Origin of the sequence: Micromonospora nigra, from assembly GCF_900091585.1 — a bacterium.
In the GTDB taxonomy this organism is placed as follows: domain Bacteria; phylum Actinomycetota; class Actinomycetes; order Mycobacteriales; family Micromonosporaceae; genus Micromonospora; species Micromonospora nigra.
In genome coordinates this window covers 2,948,897-2,965,924 of record NZ_FMHT01000003.1, presented here as the reverse complement: position 1 = coordinate 2,965,924, position 17,028 = coordinate 2,948,897, and the positions used below count along the sequence as shown (strand labels likewise).

Annotated in this window: 15 protein-coding genes and 1 pseudogene; 10 read left to right on the top strand and 6 right to left on the bottom strand. The window is 72.4% G+C overall.

The features are described from left to right. Positions 1-19: 19 nt before the first annotated feature. From rpsF to rplI, 4 genes are all read left to right on the top strand, one after another. Complete coding sequence (gene rpsF / locus GA0070616_RS12540) at positions 20-310, top strand: 30S ribosomal protein S6 (RefSeq protein WP_091081277.1); 291 nt, start codon at positions 20-22, stop codon at positions 308-310. Between the two features lie 101 nt (positions 311-411). Then, the gene (locus tag GA0070616_RS12535; RefSeq protein WP_091081274.1) at positions 412-924 is read left to right on the top strand and encodes a single-stranded DNA-binding protein; all 513 of its coding nucleotides are present in this window, start codon (positions 412-414) and stop codon (positions 922-924) included. 41 nt (positions 925-965) lie between these two features. After that, on the top strand, positions 966-1,205 hold the full coding sequence (rpsR, locus tag GA0070616_RS12530; protein ID WP_007073789.1) for a 30S ribosomal protein S18: 240 nt from the start codon (positions 966-968) through the stop codon (positions 1,203-1,205). 14 nt (positions 1,206-1,219) lie between these two features. Further along, complete coding sequence (gene rplI, locus GA0070616_RS12525; RefSeq protein ID WP_091081272.1) at positions 1,220-1,666, top strand: 50S ribosomal protein L9; 447 nt, start codon at positions 1,220-1,222, stop codon at positions 1,664-1,666. Positions 1,667-1,809: 143 nt separating this feature from the next. Here the strand turns inward: rplI and GA0070616_RS12520 are convergent, their stop codons facing one another. Continuing rightward, positions 1,810-3,678: a hypothetical protein gene (locus GA0070616_RS12520; protein WP_091081269.1), complete on the bottom strand. Its 1,869-nt coding sequence runs from the start codon at positions 3,676-3,678 to the stop codon at positions 1,810-1,812. Between the two features lie 410 nt (positions 3,679-4,088). On the opposite strand from GA0070616_RS12520, the gene GA0070616_RS12515 reads away from it, so the two are divergent. After that, a complete protein-coding gene (locus GA0070616_RS12515) occupies positions 4,089-5,879 on the top strand; it encodes a replicative DNA helicase (protein ID WP_425412994.1) in 1,791 nt (596 codons plus the stop codon). Positions 5,880-5,956: 77 nt separating this feature from the next. Beyond that, positions 5,957-6,841, top strand: a pseudogene (locus GA0070616_RS28765) (LAGLIDADG family homing endonuclease); the annotation flags it as partial. A 125-nt stretch (positions 6,842-6,966) separates the two neighbouring features. On the opposite strand, the gene GA0070616_RS12510 reads toward GA0070616_RS28765, so the two are convergent. From GA0070616_RS12510 to GA0070616_RS12495, 4 genes are all read right to left on the bottom strand, one after another. Next, positions 6,967-7,368, bottom strand: coding sequence for a TFIIB-type zinc ribbon-containing protein (locus GA0070616_RS12510; protein WP_091081266.1), 402 nt, complete (start codon positions 7,366-7,368; stop codon positions 6,967-6,969). 19 nt (positions 7,369-7,387) lie between these two features. Continuing rightward, positions 7,388-8,020 carry a phosphoribosyltransferase gene (locus GA0070616_RS12505; protein ID WP_091081263.1) on the bottom strand — a complete coding sequence of 211 codons (633 nt, stop codon included), beginning with the start codon at positions 8,018-8,020 and terminating at the stop codon, positions 7,388-7,390. A gap of 3 nt (positions 8,021-8,023) precedes the next feature. Further along, a complete protein-coding gene (locus GA0070616_RS12500) occupies positions 8,024-9,394 on the bottom strand; it encodes a glycosyltransferase 87 family protein (RefSeq protein WP_091081260.1) in 1,371 nt (456 codons plus the stop codon). 211 nt (positions 9,395-9,605) lie between these two features. Then, complete coding sequence (locus GA0070616_RS12495) at positions 9,606-12,122, bottom strand: putative bifunctional diguanylate cyclase/phosphodiesterase (RefSeq protein ID WP_091081258.1); 2,517 nt, start codon at positions 12,120-12,122, stop codon at positions 9,606-9,608. Between the two features lie 614 nt (positions 12,123-12,736). On the opposite strand from GA0070616_RS12495, the gene moaC reads away from it, so the two are divergent. From moaC to GA0070616_RS12475, 4 genes are read left to right on the top strand one after another with little or no spacing between them, the layout of a single operon-like run. Next, on the top strand, positions 12,737-13,228 hold the full coding sequence (moaC, locus tag GA0070616_RS12490; protein ID WP_091090607.1) for a cyclic pyranopterin monophosphate synthase MoaC: 492 nt from the start codon (positions 12,737-12,739) through the stop codon (positions 13,226-13,228). Next, positions 13,225-13,695 (top strand): MogA/MoaB family molybdenum cofactor biosynthesis protein, encoded by a 471-nt coding sequence (locus GA0070616_RS12485; protein ID WP_091081256.1) that lies wholly within the window; start codon positions 13,225-13,227, stop codon positions 13,693-13,695. The genes moaC and GA0070616_RS12485 overlap by 4 nt, the downstream gene beginning before the upstream one ends. 34 nt (positions 13,696-13,729) lie before the next feature. Further along, positions 13,730-14,986, top strand: a complete 1,257-nt coding sequence (locus GA0070616_RS12480) for a molybdopterin molybdotransferase MoeA (protein WP_091081254.1) — start codon at positions 13,730-13,732, stop codon at positions 14,984-14,986. Next, a complete protein-coding gene (locus GA0070616_RS12475) occupies positions 14,983-15,411 on the top strand; it encodes a molybdenum cofactor biosynthesis protein MoaE (RefSeq protein ID WP_091081251.1) in 429 nt (142 codons plus the stop codon). Before GA0070616_RS12480 ends, GA0070616_RS12475 begins: the two co-directional genes overlap by 4 nt. A gap of 13 nt (positions 15,412-15,424) precedes the next feature. Here GA0070616_RS12475 and GA0070616_RS12470 read toward each other — a convergent pair whose 3' ends face one another. Further along, complete coding sequence (locus GA0070616_RS12470) at positions 15,425-16,864, bottom strand: glycosyltransferase 87 family protein (protein WP_091081248.1); 1,440 nt, start codon at positions 16,862-16,864, stop codon at positions 15,425-15,427. Between the last annotated feature and the right edge of the window lie 164 nt (positions 16,865-17,028).

The window sequence follows — 17,028 nt, the reverse complement described above, 5'->3', positions numbered from 1 at the left end:
CACAGGAGGTGAGCACGTCTTGCGTCATTACGAGATCATGGTGATCCTCGACCCCAGCCTCGAGGAGCGCACCGTCGCCCCGTCGCTCGACACGTACCTGAACGTGATCCGGACCGCGGGTGGCTCGGTGGAGAAGACCGACGTGTGGGGCCGCCGGCGCCTCGCGTACGAGATCAACAAGAAGGCTGAGGGCATCTACGCCGTCATCGACCTGCAGGCGACGCCTGCTGCGGTGGCCGAGCTGGACCGTCAGCTGCGACTCAACGAGTCGGTGCTGCGCACCAAGGTCCTTCGGCCGGAGATGCGCTGAGCATTCCCACCCCCGGTTCCACCCGGATCAGCCTCGTCTGGGCTGTCGGAGGGTTCTGAGAACCTGTACGGCAGAACTGATGAGCGCGCGAGGAGTTGGTCATGGCAGGAGACACCACCATCACGGTCATCGGCAACCTGACCGATGACCCCGAGTTGCGGTTCACCCCCTCCGGGGCTGCGGTCGCCAAGTTCCGGGTCGCTTCGACGCCCCGGTTCATGGACAAGGCGTCCGGCGAGTGGAAGGACGGCGAGCCGTTGTTCCTCTCGTGCACCGTCTGGCGGCAGGCCGCCGAACACGTCGCCGAGTCGCTGCAGCGTGGCGCCCGGGTGATCGTGTCGGGCCGGCTCAAGCAGCGGTCCTACGAGACCCGCGAGGGCGAGAAGCGCACCGTCATCGAGCTTGAGGTCGACGAGATCGGCCCGTCGCTGCGCTACGCCACGGCGAAGGTGCAGAAGATGTCCCGCTCCGGTGGCGGTGGCGGCGGCTTCGGTGGTGGTGGCGGTGGTGGCCAGGGCGGCGGCGGAGGCAACTTCGACGACCCCTGGGCCTCTGCGGCCCCGGCCCCCTCCCGTTCGGGTGGCGGAAACTTTGATGAGGAGCCTCCGTTCTAATGGCGCCGAGCGCCCGCGATCGCAAACCAGGAGCACGAGCAATGGCCAAGGCTGCGGCACTTCGCAAGCCGAAGAAGAAGGTGAACCCGCTCGACAAGGACGGGATCACCTACATCGACTACAAGGACACCGCGCTGCTGCGCAAGTTCATCTCCGACCGCGGCAAGATCCGCGCTCGCCGGGTGACCGGCGTGACCTCGCAGCAGCAGCGGCAGATCGCCCGTGCGGTCAAGAACGCCCGTGAGATGGCGCTCCTGCCGTACACGGCGACGGCCCGCTGAGAGGAGGCACCGACATGAAGATCATCCTGACCCAGGAAGTTTCCGGTCTCGGTGCCCCCGGCGACATCGTCGAGGTGAAGGACGGCTTCGGCCGTAACTACCTGCTGCCGCAGGGCTTCGCGATCGCCTGGACCAAGGGCGCGGAAAAGCAGGTCACGGTCATCAAGCGGGCCCGCTCGGCCCGCGAGATCCGCGACCTGGGCCACGCCACCGAGGTCAAGGACCAGCTCGAAGGTCTCAAGGTCAACCTGAAGGCCCGCGCCGGCGACGGTGGTCGGCTCTTCGGCTCGGTCACCCCGGCCGAGATCGTCGACGCCGTCAAGGCCGCCGGCGGCCCGACCCTCGACCGCCGTCGGCTGGAGGTGCCCGGTCACATCAAGTCGATCGGCTCCTACCCGGTGCGGATCAAGCTGCACCCCGAGGTGACCGCCAAGTTCGACCTTCACGTCGTTCAGGGCTGACACCGCCAGCAAACACCACGACAGGGCCCGCACCGAATCACCGGTGCGGGCCCTGTCGCATTCGTCATCTGCAAGCCGATCAGACGGACCCGGCCGGCGAGGCCGGGCATCCAAGCGGGCGATGAGGGTCCGCCTGCCGGATGTCAGCCGATCGGTTGGCCCGTGACGGCACTGATCATCACTGTGGACATTCCCCCACCGACCACCGCCGCCGCGAGCGCCACCGTGGTCGACCGCCAAGCCGTCCCCACCCGGCGCAGCAACACCGCCACCACCAGGCTGCTCGCCATCGCCAGCCCGAATCGGGGCAGCCCCGCCAGCATCGATCCGAACGCCCGCGTCCGTGGCGACTCGCAACCGCCGCCGCTGATGTCGGTCACACAGCCCGCAGGTGCCTGCCCGTCGAGGGTGAGCAGCCAGACGAAGACCACCATCGCGGGCAGCACGTAGCACGCCGCGGTGTACAGCAGCGGTCGCCACGGACCGCCCTCATCCGGGTCGAGCAGGTCGTCCTCGAGACGACGGTTCCATCCACCCGCCCCCGCGGCGTCGAGCCGTCGCCGTACCGCCGCCATGCTGGCATCCCGTGCGGCCGGAACCGGTGCGGCAGAGCGGCGTGGCGCCGGATGCGGCCGGGGTGCCGAGTACGACACCGCAGGTGAACGCGGCGCGCTCGACGGCGCGTCGACCCAGCGTGGATCGTCGCCCGCGAGGCGGGTCCCGGACCAGAACTCCCCGTCGGATTCGTCCCGACCCGACCACGACCAGTCGCCGGTGCCCGACCCGCCGCCCGAACGCGGCGGCTCCGACCCCTCCCACCTGCCGCCCCCGACACCGCCGTCGCTGTACCGGTGCCACCGCCCGGCGCTGTCGGGCTGGTCCCACCGCCCGGTGCTGCCGGGCTGGTCCCACTGCCCCGTGCTGTCGGGCCGGTCCCACCGGTCGGTGCTGTCGGGCCGGTCCCACTGCCCCGTGCTGTCGGGCTGGTCCCACCGGTCGGCCGCCGTCGAGCGGTCCCACCGGTCCGCCCCGTCGGCCGACTGCCAGGTGTGCACCCCGGAGGCGTCCCACGGGTCGACCTCGGGCCGCGACGAGATCGCCCTCGGTTCGGCCGACCGCTCCCAGGGATCCACGGCAGGGCGGTACCGGGGCTCGGGTTCCGCCGCCCGGTCCTCCCCGAAGGCCGTTTCCGGCGCGACGGCCCAGGGTTTCCGGGCGGGCCGCCACGGTTCGGCCTCCGGGCGCGACGAAAGGGCCCGGGCTCCCCCCGCAGCCCAGGGGTCCGCTTCCGGTTCGGGCGATACCGGGCGGGGCTCCCCGGTCCGCCGCCACAGGTCCGCCTCCGACTCGGCCGGGAGCGCCCGTGCCCACGAGTCGGCCGGCGCGGCCTGCGACTCCTCCTCGGCACCCGCCCGACGGCTGCGGCGGGTGGGCCGCTCCACCTCCGGCGTCCGTCGATCCGCGGCAGCCGCGCCGTCGTCCAGGCCCGACCAGGTCACCTGGGGACGACGGGACGCCTGACGGCGCGGCCGACTGCGCGGGGCCACCCCGGAGACGGGATCGTCGTCGTCCGCCCGGCGGCTACCCACGTAGCCCTGCTCCTGGGGACGGTCGAGAGTCCACTCGCGGGTGTGGTCGGATTCGGGGGCCGCGCCGATCGCGGGCAGTTCCCGCCACCTCGTCTCGCCAACCCGTCGCAGCCCATTCGCCGCCTCGACGGCACCTCGCCCGCCGTAGCGGGGTCGGCCGCGGAGGTCGTCATCGTCATCGTCCGGCGCGGCGTGCCGACCGCCGCCGTCGGCGCTCCGGACGCCCGACTCCAGGGCCCAGCGCGGCAGGTACTCGTCGACCGGCTCATCCTGGCCACGCTCGATCGCCCGCCGGCGGCTGGGAGTGCGAAAGCGTTCGGCGGGCTCGTCGTCGACCGGGGACGGATCGGGATCCTCCCAGGGGGCGGTCGACCGTCGCGGGCGCGGACCGTCCTCTCCGCGCCCCCAGTCCCGGTAACTCACGGCCGGAGCGTGACCCTTCTCAACCGAAAGTGCAATCCGCTGTCCAGGTGTAGCCGTTTGCGGTAGATAGTACGGGAAAACCGGGCCGGTCGGCCCCGACGAATATCCGTCCACAGCGTGTGGGGTACATCCCCGCAGCTCAGCGGCTTGATCGCTCGAATTCCCCAGCGGTTTTCCACAGCCTGTGCACAGGCTGCGCACATGCCTGTGCACAGTCGTCCACAGGTTGTCCCGAGGCTTGTCCACCGTCCTTGTTGAAGCCCTGACCTCGGGTTCCGTATGGTTACCCCTCGGCCTACCGGGTGGTGACCCCCGACCGCGCGACGGCCGGACGGAGTTGTCCCACCCGGGCGGTGTGCCCGGACCGATCCGACGCAGTGGAGGGGGGCCCGGTGTCGGTCACCGATGACATGCGGGCTGACTCGCGGGCCGGCGGTGGACAGCCGCCCACCCCCCGCGACGGTCAGTTCGACAAGACCCCGCCGCAGGACGTCGCCGCCGAGCAGTGCGTCCTGGGCGGCATGCTGCTGTCGAAGGACGCGATCGCCGACGTCGTCGAGATCCTCAAGACCAACGACTTCTACCGGCCGGTGCACGCCACTGTCTTCGACACGATCCTGGACATCTACGGCCGAGGCGAGCCCGCCGACCCGATCACCGTCGCCGCGGCCCTGACCGACAGCGGTGACCTGGCCCGGATCGGCGGGGCGCCCTACCTGCACACCCTGATCGCCAGCGTGCCCACCGCCGCCAACGCCGCCTACTATGCGCGGATCGTCAGCGAGCGGGCCGTGCTGCGCCGCCTCGTGGAGGCGGGCACCCGGATCGTGCAGCTCGGCTACGGCACCTCGGGCGGCGGCCCCCGGGACGTCGACGACGTCGTCGACCTCGCCCAGCAGGCCGTGTACGACGTCACCGAACGCCGGGTCAGCGAGGACTTCGCCGTCCTCGCCGACATGCTGCAACCCACGCTGGACGAGATCGAGGCCGTCGGTGCCCAGGGCGGCATGATGACCGGCGTGCCGACCGGCTTCACCGACCTCGACCGGTTGCTCAACGGCCTGCACGCCGGGCAGCTCATCATCGTGGCGGGCCGCCCGGGTCTCGGTAAGTCGACGGCGAGCATGGACTTCGCCAGAAACGCCGCGATCCGGGCGAACCAGGCGGCAGCGATCTTCTCCCTCGAAATGAGCAAGGTGGAGATCGTCATGCGGTTGCTCTCCGCCGAGGCCCGCGTGCCCCTGCACGTGCTGCGCAGCGGGCAGCTCTCCGACGACGACTGGACGAAGCTCGCCCGCTGCATGGGCGAGATCAGCGAGGCTCCACTGTTCGTGGACGACACACCGAGCATGAACCTGATGGAGATCCGGGCGAAGGCCCGCCGGCTCAAGCAGCGGCACGACCTCAAGCTGATCGTCGTCGACTACCTCCAGCTGATGACCTCGCCCAAGCGCACCGAGAGCCGCCAGCAGGAGGTCGCGGACCTGTCCCGGGGCCTGAAGCTGCTCGCCAAGGAGGTCGAGTGCCCGGTCATCGCGGTCAGTCAGCTGAACCGTGGCCCGGAGCAACGCACCGACAAGCGACCCCAGTTGTCCGATCTGCGGGAATCAGGGTGCCTGGTGGCGGGGACAAGGCTCGTTCGGGCTGACGACAACTCCGAGGTGACCCTCGGCCAACTCCTGGCCGAAGGTGCGAGAGACGTACCTGTGTGGGCCCTGGACGAGAGCCTGCGCTACGTCCCCAGAACACTGACGCACGTCTTCCCGAGCGGCCACCGGGAGGTGTTCCGCATGACTCTGGCCTCGGGTAAGCAGATCGAGGCGACGACGAACCATCCCTTCCTCACCTTCGCGGGCTGGCTGCCGCTCGGAGAGTTGACCCCCGGCACTCGTCTCGCGGCGCCTCGGCACCTGCCGTCGCCATTGGCCGTCAGACCCATGGCCGAGGCTGAAGTGGTGCTCCTGGCACATCTGCTGGGTGCCGGATCGTTCGTCCGTCGGCAGCCCGTTCGCTACGCCAGCGTCGACGAGGCGAACCTGCAGGCGGTGGCCGAGGCTGCCGAGCATTTCGGCATCACCGCCGCCCGGGACGACCACGCCGCCCGGGACGACCACGCCGCCCGGGACGACCACGCCGCCCGGGACGACCACGCCGCCCGGGACGACCACGCCGCCCGGACGACCACGCCACCGCCCGGGTGACGACCCTCAGGCTTCCCGCTCCCCAGCGGCTCGCCCGGGGTCGACGGAACCCGATCGCGAAGTGGCTCGACGGGTTCGGCCTGTTCGGCCTCAGGTCGCATGAGAAGTTCGTGCCACAGCCAGTGTTCGGCCTGCCCAAGAAGCAGCTCACACTCTTCCTCCGGCATCTGTGGGCGACAGCCGGGTGTGTCCACGTCAACAAGACCGGGCGCGGCGGACGAATCCACTACTCCTCCACGAGTCGCCGCCTGCTGGAGGACCTCACACGCCTTCTGCTCAGGTACGGCATCACCGCGCGCCTGAAGACGGTGCCGGTGGCCAGGAACCGTCCGCAGTACACGCTCGATGTCTCCGGCCGGGACGACCAACTGCGGTTCCTGCGTGAGATCGGCGTGCACGGCCAGCGATCGGCCAACTGTCACCGGCTGCTCGCCGCTCTGGAGCTGACGAGCAGCACCACGAACGTCGACACCGTCCCGCGCGGAGTCTGGGACCGGGTTCGCGAGGTACTCGTCGACAGAGGGATGAGTCATCGCGAGTCCGCCGAGGCAGTCGGCATCCAGCTCTGCGGGAGCACGCTCCGGAAACATGCACCCAGCCGCTCCCGGCTGGCGAGTGTCGCTCGGATCCTCGACTCCGCCGACCTGGACCTGCACGCTACGAACGACATCTTCTGGGACGAGATCGTCTCCATCGAGTCGATCGGCGAGCGGGACGTCTTCGATGCCACGGTCCTCGGCAAGCACAACTTCGTCGCCAACGGCATAGCCGCACACAACTCGATCGAGCAGGATGCCGACGTTGTCATCCTGCTGCACCGCGACGACTACTACGACAAGGAGTCACCCCGGGCCGGGGAGGCGGACTTCATCGTCGCCAAGCACCGGAACGGCCCGACAGACACGGTGACGGTCGCCGCCCAGTTGCACCTGTCGCGCTTCGTGGACATGGCCATCGTCTGACCTGCCAGGAATGCCGCACCTGCTGACGAGGTTGTTCATCGGCGCCGGCTACGCCAGGTGGCCGCGGTAGCAGCGCGGCCGGCGACCGGGCCGGTCGTCGCGGCCCCGGTCGCCGGCCGAGCGGCTCAGCCGAACATCTCGTCGAGGAAACCCTTGTGCTTCTTCTTGCGCCGGTAGTGCCCGTGGTAGCCGTGGTGCTGCTGTCCGTGGCCGCCGTAGGCCGGCGCCGGGGCCGGCGGGTAGCCGTGCGCGGGCGGCGGGGGCGGGGGGACCGTGCCGTAGCCCGGCTGGTGCGGGGCCGGTGGCGGAGGCGGCGGCGGGTAGCCACCCTGCTGGCCGGGCGGGCCGGCGGGGGCCGGAGCCGGGGTGTGCTGCCGGTTCCAGTTGGCCTCGGCCTCGAACAGCTTCTCCAGCTCGCCCCGGTCCAGGAAGATCCCGCGGCACTCGCCGCACTGGTCGATGACGACGCCACTGCGTTCGTACTGGCGCATTTCTCCGTGACACTTGGGACAGGTCAGGCTCATCACCCGACGGTACCCGGTCCACTCACGCGGTAGCGGTCAGCGCCTCGGTCACCTCGTCGTCGGAAACCTCGTGGAAGTCGTCGTAGTACGCCCCGACGGCACCGAAGTCCGGCGGCCGTTGCGCACAGACCACCTGGTCGGCCTCCGCGACCAGCATCTCGTACGCCTGCTGGGCGCCCACCGGTACGGCCACCACCACCCGGCGGGCCCCGAGGTGGCGGGCCACCTGGACGGCGGCGCGAGCGGTGGCCCCCGTGGCCAGCCCGTCGTCGACGATCACTGCCGTACGGCCGGACAGGTCGAGCGGTGCACGGCCGGCCCGGTAGCGCTTCTCCCGCCGTTCCAGTTCGGCCTGTTCCCGCCGCTGGACGTCGGCGATGTCGGAGGGGGAGAGCTGGCTCGCCACCATGTCGTTGAGCACGCGCACCCCGTCCGGGCCCAGCGCCCCGAACGCGACCTCGGGGGCCGAGGGCATCCCGAGCTTGCGGACGACCAGCACGTCCAGCGGCACGTCGAGCCGCTCGGCGACGACGCGGGCGACGGGCACGCCGCCGCGTACCAGCCCCAGGACGACGACGTCCGTCTGCCCGATCAGGGCGGTCAGCCGGTCGGCGAGGACCTGCCCCGCCTCGGCGCGGTCGCGGTAGGAGGTCATGTCTCAGGTGTACGCCCTGCCGGGGACCTCCGTCCGCCGGTTCGCCGAACCGGCGGCTCGGAGTGCGGGTGCCCAGACCAGCAGCGCGACCGGGTAGAGCAGGTAGCCGAACCGGGTCGACGGCATCAGCAGGATCGCGGCGAGCAGCCCGTACCCGCAGAACAGCGCGGCGGCGACGGCGGTGCGGGGTGGACGGCGGACGAGCTGGACGGTGATGGCCAGCCCCGCCGCGACGAGGAGCGCGGCGGCGACGGCCCGACCGGCGGGCAGCGCCGTGGCGATCAGGTGACCGGGGAAGGGGGACTGCGCGGGGCTGCCCACCAGGCCGAGGCCGAGGGGGAAGCGCAGCACGTTCTCGACGAGGGCTGCCCCGTCGACGAGCAGGACGGGCAGGAGCACGGCGACGGGGATGCCGAGCGCACCGGCGGCGACCCGCAGGCCGGCCCGGCGGGTCAGGCCCCACCCGATCAAAACGAGGGCGACCGGCCAGGCGAACAGCTTCAGCGCGCCGGCCAGGCCGACGGCGATCCCGGATCGGCCGGGTCGACCGGCGGCGGCGAAGGCCAGGGCCAGCAGACAGAGCGCGAGGACGGGCAGGTCGTCGCCGCCGGTGGCGAGGGTGAGAGCACAGACCGGCAGCACGGTGGCGGCCTGTACGCCACGCAGCAGCGCCGCGTCGCGCCGCTCGGCGGCCTCGGGCGGCGCGGCGTGCTCGCCCGGCGCGGTCGTTCCGGGTGGCGTGGTCGTTCCGGGTGGTGCGGTGCGGCGGTCGCGCAGGGTACGCACCGCGACGGCCAGCGCCAGCGCGGTGCCGAGCGCGAACCACACCCGGGAGTCGGTCCACCAGCCGTCGGCGACCGCGCGGGGCACGCCGAACAGGGCCATCCCCGGTTGGTACGGGGTGTATCCGAGCAGCTGCTCGCCGGGCGGCAGCGCGGCGATCGCGTCCGGACCCAGGTAGGGGGTGCCCGTCTCCACCAGGCGGCGGCCGGACTCCTCGACGACCTGGACCTCCTCCTGCGCCCGGTCGGTACGACCGGCGGCCCGCTGGACGCTCTGCACGACCAGTGGCAGCAGGGCGGTGCCGGTCCAGGCGAGTGCCGTGACCGTCCATCGGGCTCGCAGCCCGGCCACCGCGGAGGTGGGGTCGCGCCGTCGGGCGAGGAGTTGAGCGGCGGCCAGCAGGGCGACGAGGAGGTAGCCACCGGCGGCGATCGCGCCCCAGGCGCGGTGTGGCGTCAGGGTGGAGGTGGCGGCGGTGACCGCCGCGAAGGCGGCCGAGACCGCGTAGAGGCCCAGGTCGAGGGCGAGACCGCCGGCAGCGGTGTCGACGCGCCGCCACCGTGGGCGGCGGAGGGTGGCGGGGGCGGTCACGGGCGCAAGTGTCGCAGACGGCGACGTCGGGGGCGGCTGACGCCCGCGCCGTGGCTGGTGCGGCCGGCCGGTTCCCGGGTGGCGGGGCCCGGCCTGACGGGTGCCCGGGTGGCGGCCCGGCCTGGCCCGACCTGCCTCACGGGAGGAGACGCGGCACCGGCTTCGCCCACCGCACCGTCGGGGCGTGGGCGGGCTGGGCGGTCGTCGACCGTCAGGCGGGGAGGTGGCGGTCGGCGCGACCACCCTGACGGCGTCCCTGGGTGAGCCGGACGACCGCGCCCGCGTCGTGCAGCGGGGCGGCGAGGGTGCCCGGCCGGCCGCCGGTGCCCCGGCGCAGGGTGGCGAGCAGGGTGCCGGCGGGCACCGGGCGGGCGAAGAGGTGACCCTGGCCGGAGGTGCAGCCCAACTCCCACAGGGCCCGGCGCTGGGCCTCCCGCTCCACTCCCTCGGCGACGACGGTGAGGCCGAGGCTGCGGCCGAGGTCCAGGGTGGAGCGGATGACGGCGGCGGCCTCCGCGGACGACTCCATGGCTGTCACGAAGCTGCGGTCGATCTTCAGCTCGTGGACGGGGATGCGGGACAGCAGCGAGAGCGAGGAGTATCCGGTGCCGAAGTCGTCCAGGGCGAGCCGGACGCCCGCGTCACGCAGTTGGCTGAGCACCTGGTCCACCACGTCGAGTTGGCTGAGCGTCAGGGTCTCGGTCAGCTCCAGCACGAGGCGGTCCGGGGGCAGGTCGTGGGCGCGCAGCCGGGCCAGCACCGCGCCGGGGAACCGGGCGTCGAGCAGGCTGCGGGGGGAGACGTTGACCGCCACCGGCACGTCGAAGCCGGCGTCGCGCCAGCTTCCGGCGGCGACGAGGGCCTGGTCGAGGATGGCCTCGGCGAAGGCGGGCAGCAGGCCGGAACGCTCCACGGCCTCCAGGAAACGCAGCGGGTCGATCCTGCCGTGTTGCGGGTGGTGCCAGCGGGCGAGTGCCTCGGCGGCGGTGACCTCGCCGGTGCCGAGGTCCACGATCGGTTGGAAGTTGACGGTGAACTCGTGGTCGGCCACGGCGCGGGGCAGGTCGCCGCAGAGGGTGAGCCGGCCCAGGTCGGCGGTGTCGCGGGCCGACGCGTACGTCGAGATCCGTTGCCCGGCGCGCTTGGCCTGGTACATGGCGACGTCCGCGCGGCGGAGCAGTTCGGCCATGCCGCCGGTGGTCGGTGCGGTGGCGATGCCGCCGCTGGCCTCCACGCTGATCCGCATGCCGTCGATGTCGAACGGTTCGTGCAGGGCCGTCAACAGGGCCTCCGCGCGCGGCGCGGCGACCGCCGGGGCCGGCAGACCTCGCAGGAGTACGGCGAACTCGTCGCCACCGAGTCGGGCCACCAGGTCGCCGTTGCGGGCGGTGTCGCGCAACCGGTCGGCGACCTGGATCAGAACCTGGTCGCCCGCGGCGTGCCCGAGCGTGTCGTTGACCTCCTTGAAGTGATTGAGGTCGATCAACACCAGGGCGGTGACCCCGTCGGCGTGCCGGTTGCTGAGCTGTTCGTTGCCCTCGTCGAGCAGCCGGCGCCGGTTGGCCAGGCCGGTCAGCGCGTCGTGGGCGGCGGCGTACGCGTGGGCTTCGGCGACCCGGGCCAGCTCCGCGTACGCCTGCGCGTTGCGCACCGCCGTGCACAGCGCGGAGGCGAAGGTGTGCAGGGTGTACCGCTCCCGCTCGGAGAGCTGCACCGGCCCGTGGAACCGTAGCCGCAGCACCCCCACGTCGACGGACTCGTCGTGCCCCTCGAGGCGGGCGGGGACGACGGCGCCGGAGACTGTCGTCGGCGGGCCGGCAGGCCCGTCGTACGCGATGACGCCGCCGGCCCCACCCCGGACGGTGCGACCGCCGTCGCGGAGTTCGATCTCGACCTCGTCGGCGGAGAACAGCTCGGCGGCCTGGGTGACGGCGGTGGTCAGGACGTCGTCCAGTTCGACCACGTTGAGCGCGTCCGTGGTCTGCGCGAGTCGCTGCCACGCCTGCTGTTCGGTGCGCTGCCTGATCCGGGCGGTGTACGCCAGGTGCAGGCTGAGCATGAGTGGCGGAATGGCGAGCAGCAGCCGGGAATCGGCCTCCAGGATCAGCAGCGTGCCGGTCGCGACGACGAATCGCACGGCGTAGCCGGCCAGCCTCAGGTCGAGGTTGCTGCGGAACTGTTGGGAGACCCGGGTGCCCGAGGCAAGGGCGATGACGGGGATGCCGAGTGCCTCGTCCAGGAGAACGGCGACCAGGTAGATGACCGCGAGCGGCGGGACGAGGTCCCACGGGCCTCCGGCCGGTCCGTCCCCGCTGATCGCCGCGAGGGTCGCCCCGGCACCTGCGGCCATCAGGACGTTCTTCCCCACCCCGAAGACGAGCTTGATGAACGGGAGTTGAAGCGACGCCAGCGCCACCCCCACCGCGGTGCACAGCACGACCCACGGCGTCGGTGCCAGTATCAGGGCGATGACCAGTGCCGTCTCGTTCCAGCTGATCGAGTGGGTCGTCGACCTGATCCGGACGCGGGCCTTGACGAGAGTGCCGACAGCGATCATGAAGGTGAGCATGATCATCGCCGTGGGCCCGGTGAGCCGCGTGGGGAGGGGAGAGGTGAGGGCCGCGTGGGCCGCAACGACGACCACGACGGCAGCCGCAACGACGACGAGACCGACTAGCAGCCTGAGCCGCCGATCGGTCCCATTGTCTCGTCGCTGGGAAAGTGTCATACCGCTCCCGGTGCCGGCCGCGCAGTGTACGAAGCCTACCGGCTGGGAGGTCTGTCGTCCCAGGGTGCAGTCAGTTCCAGTCGTTGCCGCGCATGACATGCCTCCCTCAACCTGAGCGCCATCCTCGCCACCGGTCGTACGCTGTTTCAGTGGCGAATGCAGGTTAAGTTGGAGAAGACGGAATAAGCACGGATAAATGTGACATTATTCAACATTAGCCAATTTGGCGGCTATTCATGACTTTCCGCTCCCGTGGCTGTGCGGAGCGCTCTGGGAATCTGTCGTTGCGTACGCGGGTCGCTGCATGTTGCTTCCTGCCGTGCGCCACATGCAGTTCCGGGCCCTCAGTCTGCCGCTCGGCCAGGCATTGTTCATCCATTGATCGGCGGATGCGCGTGCCGGATCGGATGAGCGATGTGCGGCCGACAATTTCCACCGCAAGGTACGGGGCGGAGTCGGCGGGGCGACAGACCGATCCGCGAGATCGCCGCGTCGCGGTATTCGTGCACGTGGCGGAATGGGTGGCCCATCGTCGATCGAGAGTGCCGATCCGGTCCGGTCGACTCCTCGGACGGGGCCGGCCGCCCGCCGACCCGGGCGGTAGGCTCGCCCCCGTGACCGAATCCGGGCAGCTCACCCACGTCGACGCGGCGGGCGCGGCCCGCATGGTCGATGTCTCCGCGAAGCAGGTGACCGGCAGGTCGGCGGTGGCGGCGGGTCGCCTGCGCACCACCGTCGAGGTGGTCGAACTGCTGCGCCGCGACGGGTTGCCGAAGGGCGACGCGCTGGCCGTCGGGCGGCTCGCCGGCATCATGGGCGCGAAGCGCACCCCCGACCTGATCCCGCTCTGCCACCCGATCGCCCTGCACGGCGTCACGGTCGACCTGACCCTGACCGCCGACACGGTCGAGATCACGGCCACCGCCCGCACCGCCGACCGGACGGGCGTCGAGATGGAGGCGCTGACCGCGGTGGCGGTCGCCGGTCTGGCCCTGGTCGACATGGTCAAGGCGGTCGACCCGGCCGCCAGCGTCGACGCCGTCCGGGTGCTGCGCAAGGAAGGTGGCAGGACCGGCCTGTGGGAGCGTCCGGAGGACCGGCCGTGATCCGGGCCCGGGTGGTGGTGGCGTCCAACCGGGCCGCCGCCGGCGTGTACGCCGACACCAGCGGTCCGCTCCTTGTCGCCGGGTTGCGCGAGCTGGGCTGCACGGTCGACGACCCGGTGGTGGTGCCCGACGGCGAGCCGGTCGGCCAGGCACTGCGGGCCGCCGTCGCCGACGGAGTCGACGTGGTGCTCACCAGCGGCGGCACGGGCGTGACCCCCACCGACCGCACCCCCGACGTCACCCGCGCGGTGCTGGACTACGAGATTCCCGGCATCGCCGAGGCGGTGCGCGCGCACAGCCGTGACCGGGTGCCGACCGCCGTGCTGTCCCGAGGGCTGAGCGGCGTGGCCGGCCGTACCCTGGTGGTCAACCTGCCCGGCTCGTCCGGGGGTGCCCGCGACGGGCTCGCCGTGCTGGGTCCGATCCTCGCCCACACCGTCGACCAGTTGCGCGGCGGCGACCACTGAGCCTGGCCGACGCGCGCACCGATAGGCTCGTCTGGTGAGCACGGAAACCGCCTCCGCCGGCCGGGTCGCCGCGCCACCTCCGGCCGGCTGGGAAGAGGCCCGGTCCCGGGTGTACGCGGTCGGCCTGGCCGCCGCGCTTCCCGCCGTCGCCCGGCCGCTGGCCGAGATCGACGGTCACACCCTCGCCGAGCCGTTGACCACCCGCACCGACCTGCCGGCCTTCCCGACGTCCAGCGTCGACGGCTGGGCGGTCCGGGGCGCCGGCCCCTGGCGGGTCGTGGGTCGGGTCCTCGCGGGCACCACCCCCGCCCCGCTCGCCGAGGACGGCACGACCGTCGAGATCGCCACCGGCGCGATGGTGCCGGCCGGCGCGAGCGCCGTGCTGCGGGTGGAGGAGTCCCGGCGTACGCCGGAGGGTCTGGTCGACGGCGTGCCCCGCCCGGCGCCGGAGTGGCGCGAACCGGGTGAGGAGGCGGTCGCGGGTGAGGAACTGCTGCCCGCCGGCACGCCCGTCGACCCGGCGCTGGTCGGCCTGGCCGCCTCCTGCGGCCACGACACCCTGCGGGTGCGCCGCCCGCCCCGCGCGGCGCTGCTGGTCTTCGGCGACGAACTGCTGACCGCCGGCCCGCCCGGCGCGGGGCGGGTGCGCGACGCGCTCGGGCCGTCGGTTCCGGCCTGGCTGCGCCGTTACGGCTGCCAGGTACGCCCCGGCGACGTGGTGGGTCCGGTGGCGGACACGCTCCCGGCCCACGTGGCGGCCCTGCGCACCGCCCTGGCCGGCGCCGATCTGGTCTGCACCACCGGCGGCACGATGCACGGCCCGGTCGACCACCTGCACCCCGCCCTGGAGGCGCTGGGGGCGGACTACGTGGTCAACACGGTGGCCGTGCGTCCCGGATTCCCCATGCTGCTGGCCCGGCTGGTCGGGGCGGACGGCCGGGTGCGGTTCGTGGCCGGGCTGCCCGGCAACCCGCAGTCCGCGGTCGTCGCCCTGGTCTCGCTGGTCGCCCCGCTGCTGGCCGGCCTGGCGGGGCGCACGATGCCGGTCCTTCCCCACGCCACCCTCGCCGAGCCGGTGCCGGGGCGGGGCGACCACACCCACCTGGCCCTGGTGCGCCTCGACCGGGTCGCCGGCACCGCCCACCGGGTGCGGCACGTCGGCTCGGCGATGCTGCGCGGCCTGGCCGGCGCGGACGGCTTCGCGGTGATCCGTCCGGGCACGTCCGGCGCAACCGGCGACCGGGTGCCGGTGGTGCCCCTGCCGCTGCTGACCGGGGAGCGTGCCTGGTGACCGCACCTGCCGCGACGTACGGCCGGGTCACCGACGCGCCGCTCGACCTGGCGGCGCACGAGGCGGCCGTCGCCGACCGGCGGGCCGGGGCGGTGGTGTCCTTCCAGGGCGTGGTCCGCGACCACGACCACGGACGCCCGGTGACCAGCCTGGAGTACGAGGGGCACCCGACCGCGGAGCGCATCCTGCACGAGGTGGCGGCTGAGATCGCCGCCGATCCCGACGTGTACGCGGTCGCGGTGTCACACCGGGTCGGCCCGCTGGCCATCGGTGACGTGGCCCTGGTGGCGGCGGTCAGCACGGCGCACCGGGCCGCCGCGTTCGCGGCCTGCGCCCGGCTGGTCGACGAGGTGAAGGCGCGGCTGCCGATCTGGAAGCGTCAGGTGTTCGCCGACGGCACCGAGGAGTGGGTCAACTGCCCCTGACCCCGTTTCGCTGTCAGCGGCGGTGGTGGAGGGCGATACGGGTCGTCCGGTCGGAGTAGAAGGCCGGCTCGGCACCCGGCCGCCACGGCAGCGCGGCGACCAGCACGATCAGGGCCAGCGCCAGGGAGTTCTCCATCAGCGCGCCGAACAGGCCGTCCTGGTAGTGGGAGACCTCGGGGAGCTGGTGCTCGTACGGCCAGATCGGCGAGATCAGGAACAGCAGGTAGAGACCGAGGGCGGCGAGGCCGTGCCGCGCCCCGGTCAGCGTCGGGTACCAGATCGGCGGGCGTAGCCCGGCCACGCCCGGCGGCCCCCCGTACCCGCCCTGGCCGGAGCGCAGAACCAGGCCCCGGCTCGCCTCGCGGCGGCGCACCGCGGCATCGGCGAGCACGATGATCGCCGGGATCACCCAGACCAGGTGGTGCGTCCAGGAGATCGGGCTGATGACGTTGGCGGTGAGCCCGACCAGCGTGAACGCGGTCAGCTCGTCGCCGTCGGCGTGGGAGTTGGCGGCCCGGGACAGGCCCAGGGCCAGAATGAGCACCGAGAAGGCGAGCCAGAGCAGTCCGGGCGTCTCGATGGAGTCGTAGAGCCGGGCCAGCAGGCCGGCCAGCGACTGGTTGGGGGTCATGTCGGCCGCGCCGACGCGCTCGGTCTGCCAGAGCACCCCACCGAAGTACGCGCGGGACTCGGCGCCCACCACGGCGAAGCTGCCGAGGGTCACGCCGATGGTGGTGCCGACGGCGACGCCGGCCGCCCGCCACTGCCGGGTGACCAGCAGGTAGAGGATGAACAGGGCCGGGGTCAGCTTCACGGCGGTGGCCAGGCCGATGCCCGCGCCCGCCCAGCCGCCGCCGTAGACGAAGCGCAGCAGCGGTCCGTCCCCGTCGGCGTGGTGGGTGCCGCGCCGGGACCGCCAGCGCAGGCCGATCAGGTCGGCGATGATCAGGGCGAACAGCAGCAGGTTGACCTGGCCGAACCCGAGGGTCTCGCGGCTCGGCTCGATGGCGACGGCGAGTGGCGTCGCGATCGCCGTCGTGAACCACAGCGGCCAGCCCAGCCGGTCGACGACGGGGCGCAACAGGCCGGCCAGCACCACGGCCAGAGCGGCGATGCTGGCCAGCGCGTTGACCATTCCGGCACCGGCGACCGGCAGGTGTGCCATGGGCAGCATGGCCAGCCCGGCGAACGGCGGGTAGGTGAAGCCCAGGGTGGTGCCGGGCGCGACGAACTCGTACAACTCGTGACCGCTCGCCCACCACACCACCGCGCCGTGGTAGATCTTCATGTCGAAGAAGTTGTACGGCCGCCCGAATGCGCCGATGGCGAGCCATGCGGCGAAGGCGACGGCGGCCACGATGCCGGTCCGTACGACTGTCCTGCGATCGATTCCACGCGTCACGCGGCGGACCGGAGCGAGGCGGTCCACCCGTCCACCGACGATCGTCGGCATGGTGTGGCCACCCCCGTACCAGCTTCGTCCTATCCGTCCAGGTCCGGTACGGAGCCTAGAACGGCGCCTCACGTCACTGCCTCCCGCGTTATGCGACCGTGTCCGATCCCACACAGCTTCTTGACATTTCCACCACGTTAACGCCTACCGTGCGGTTCAGGTGA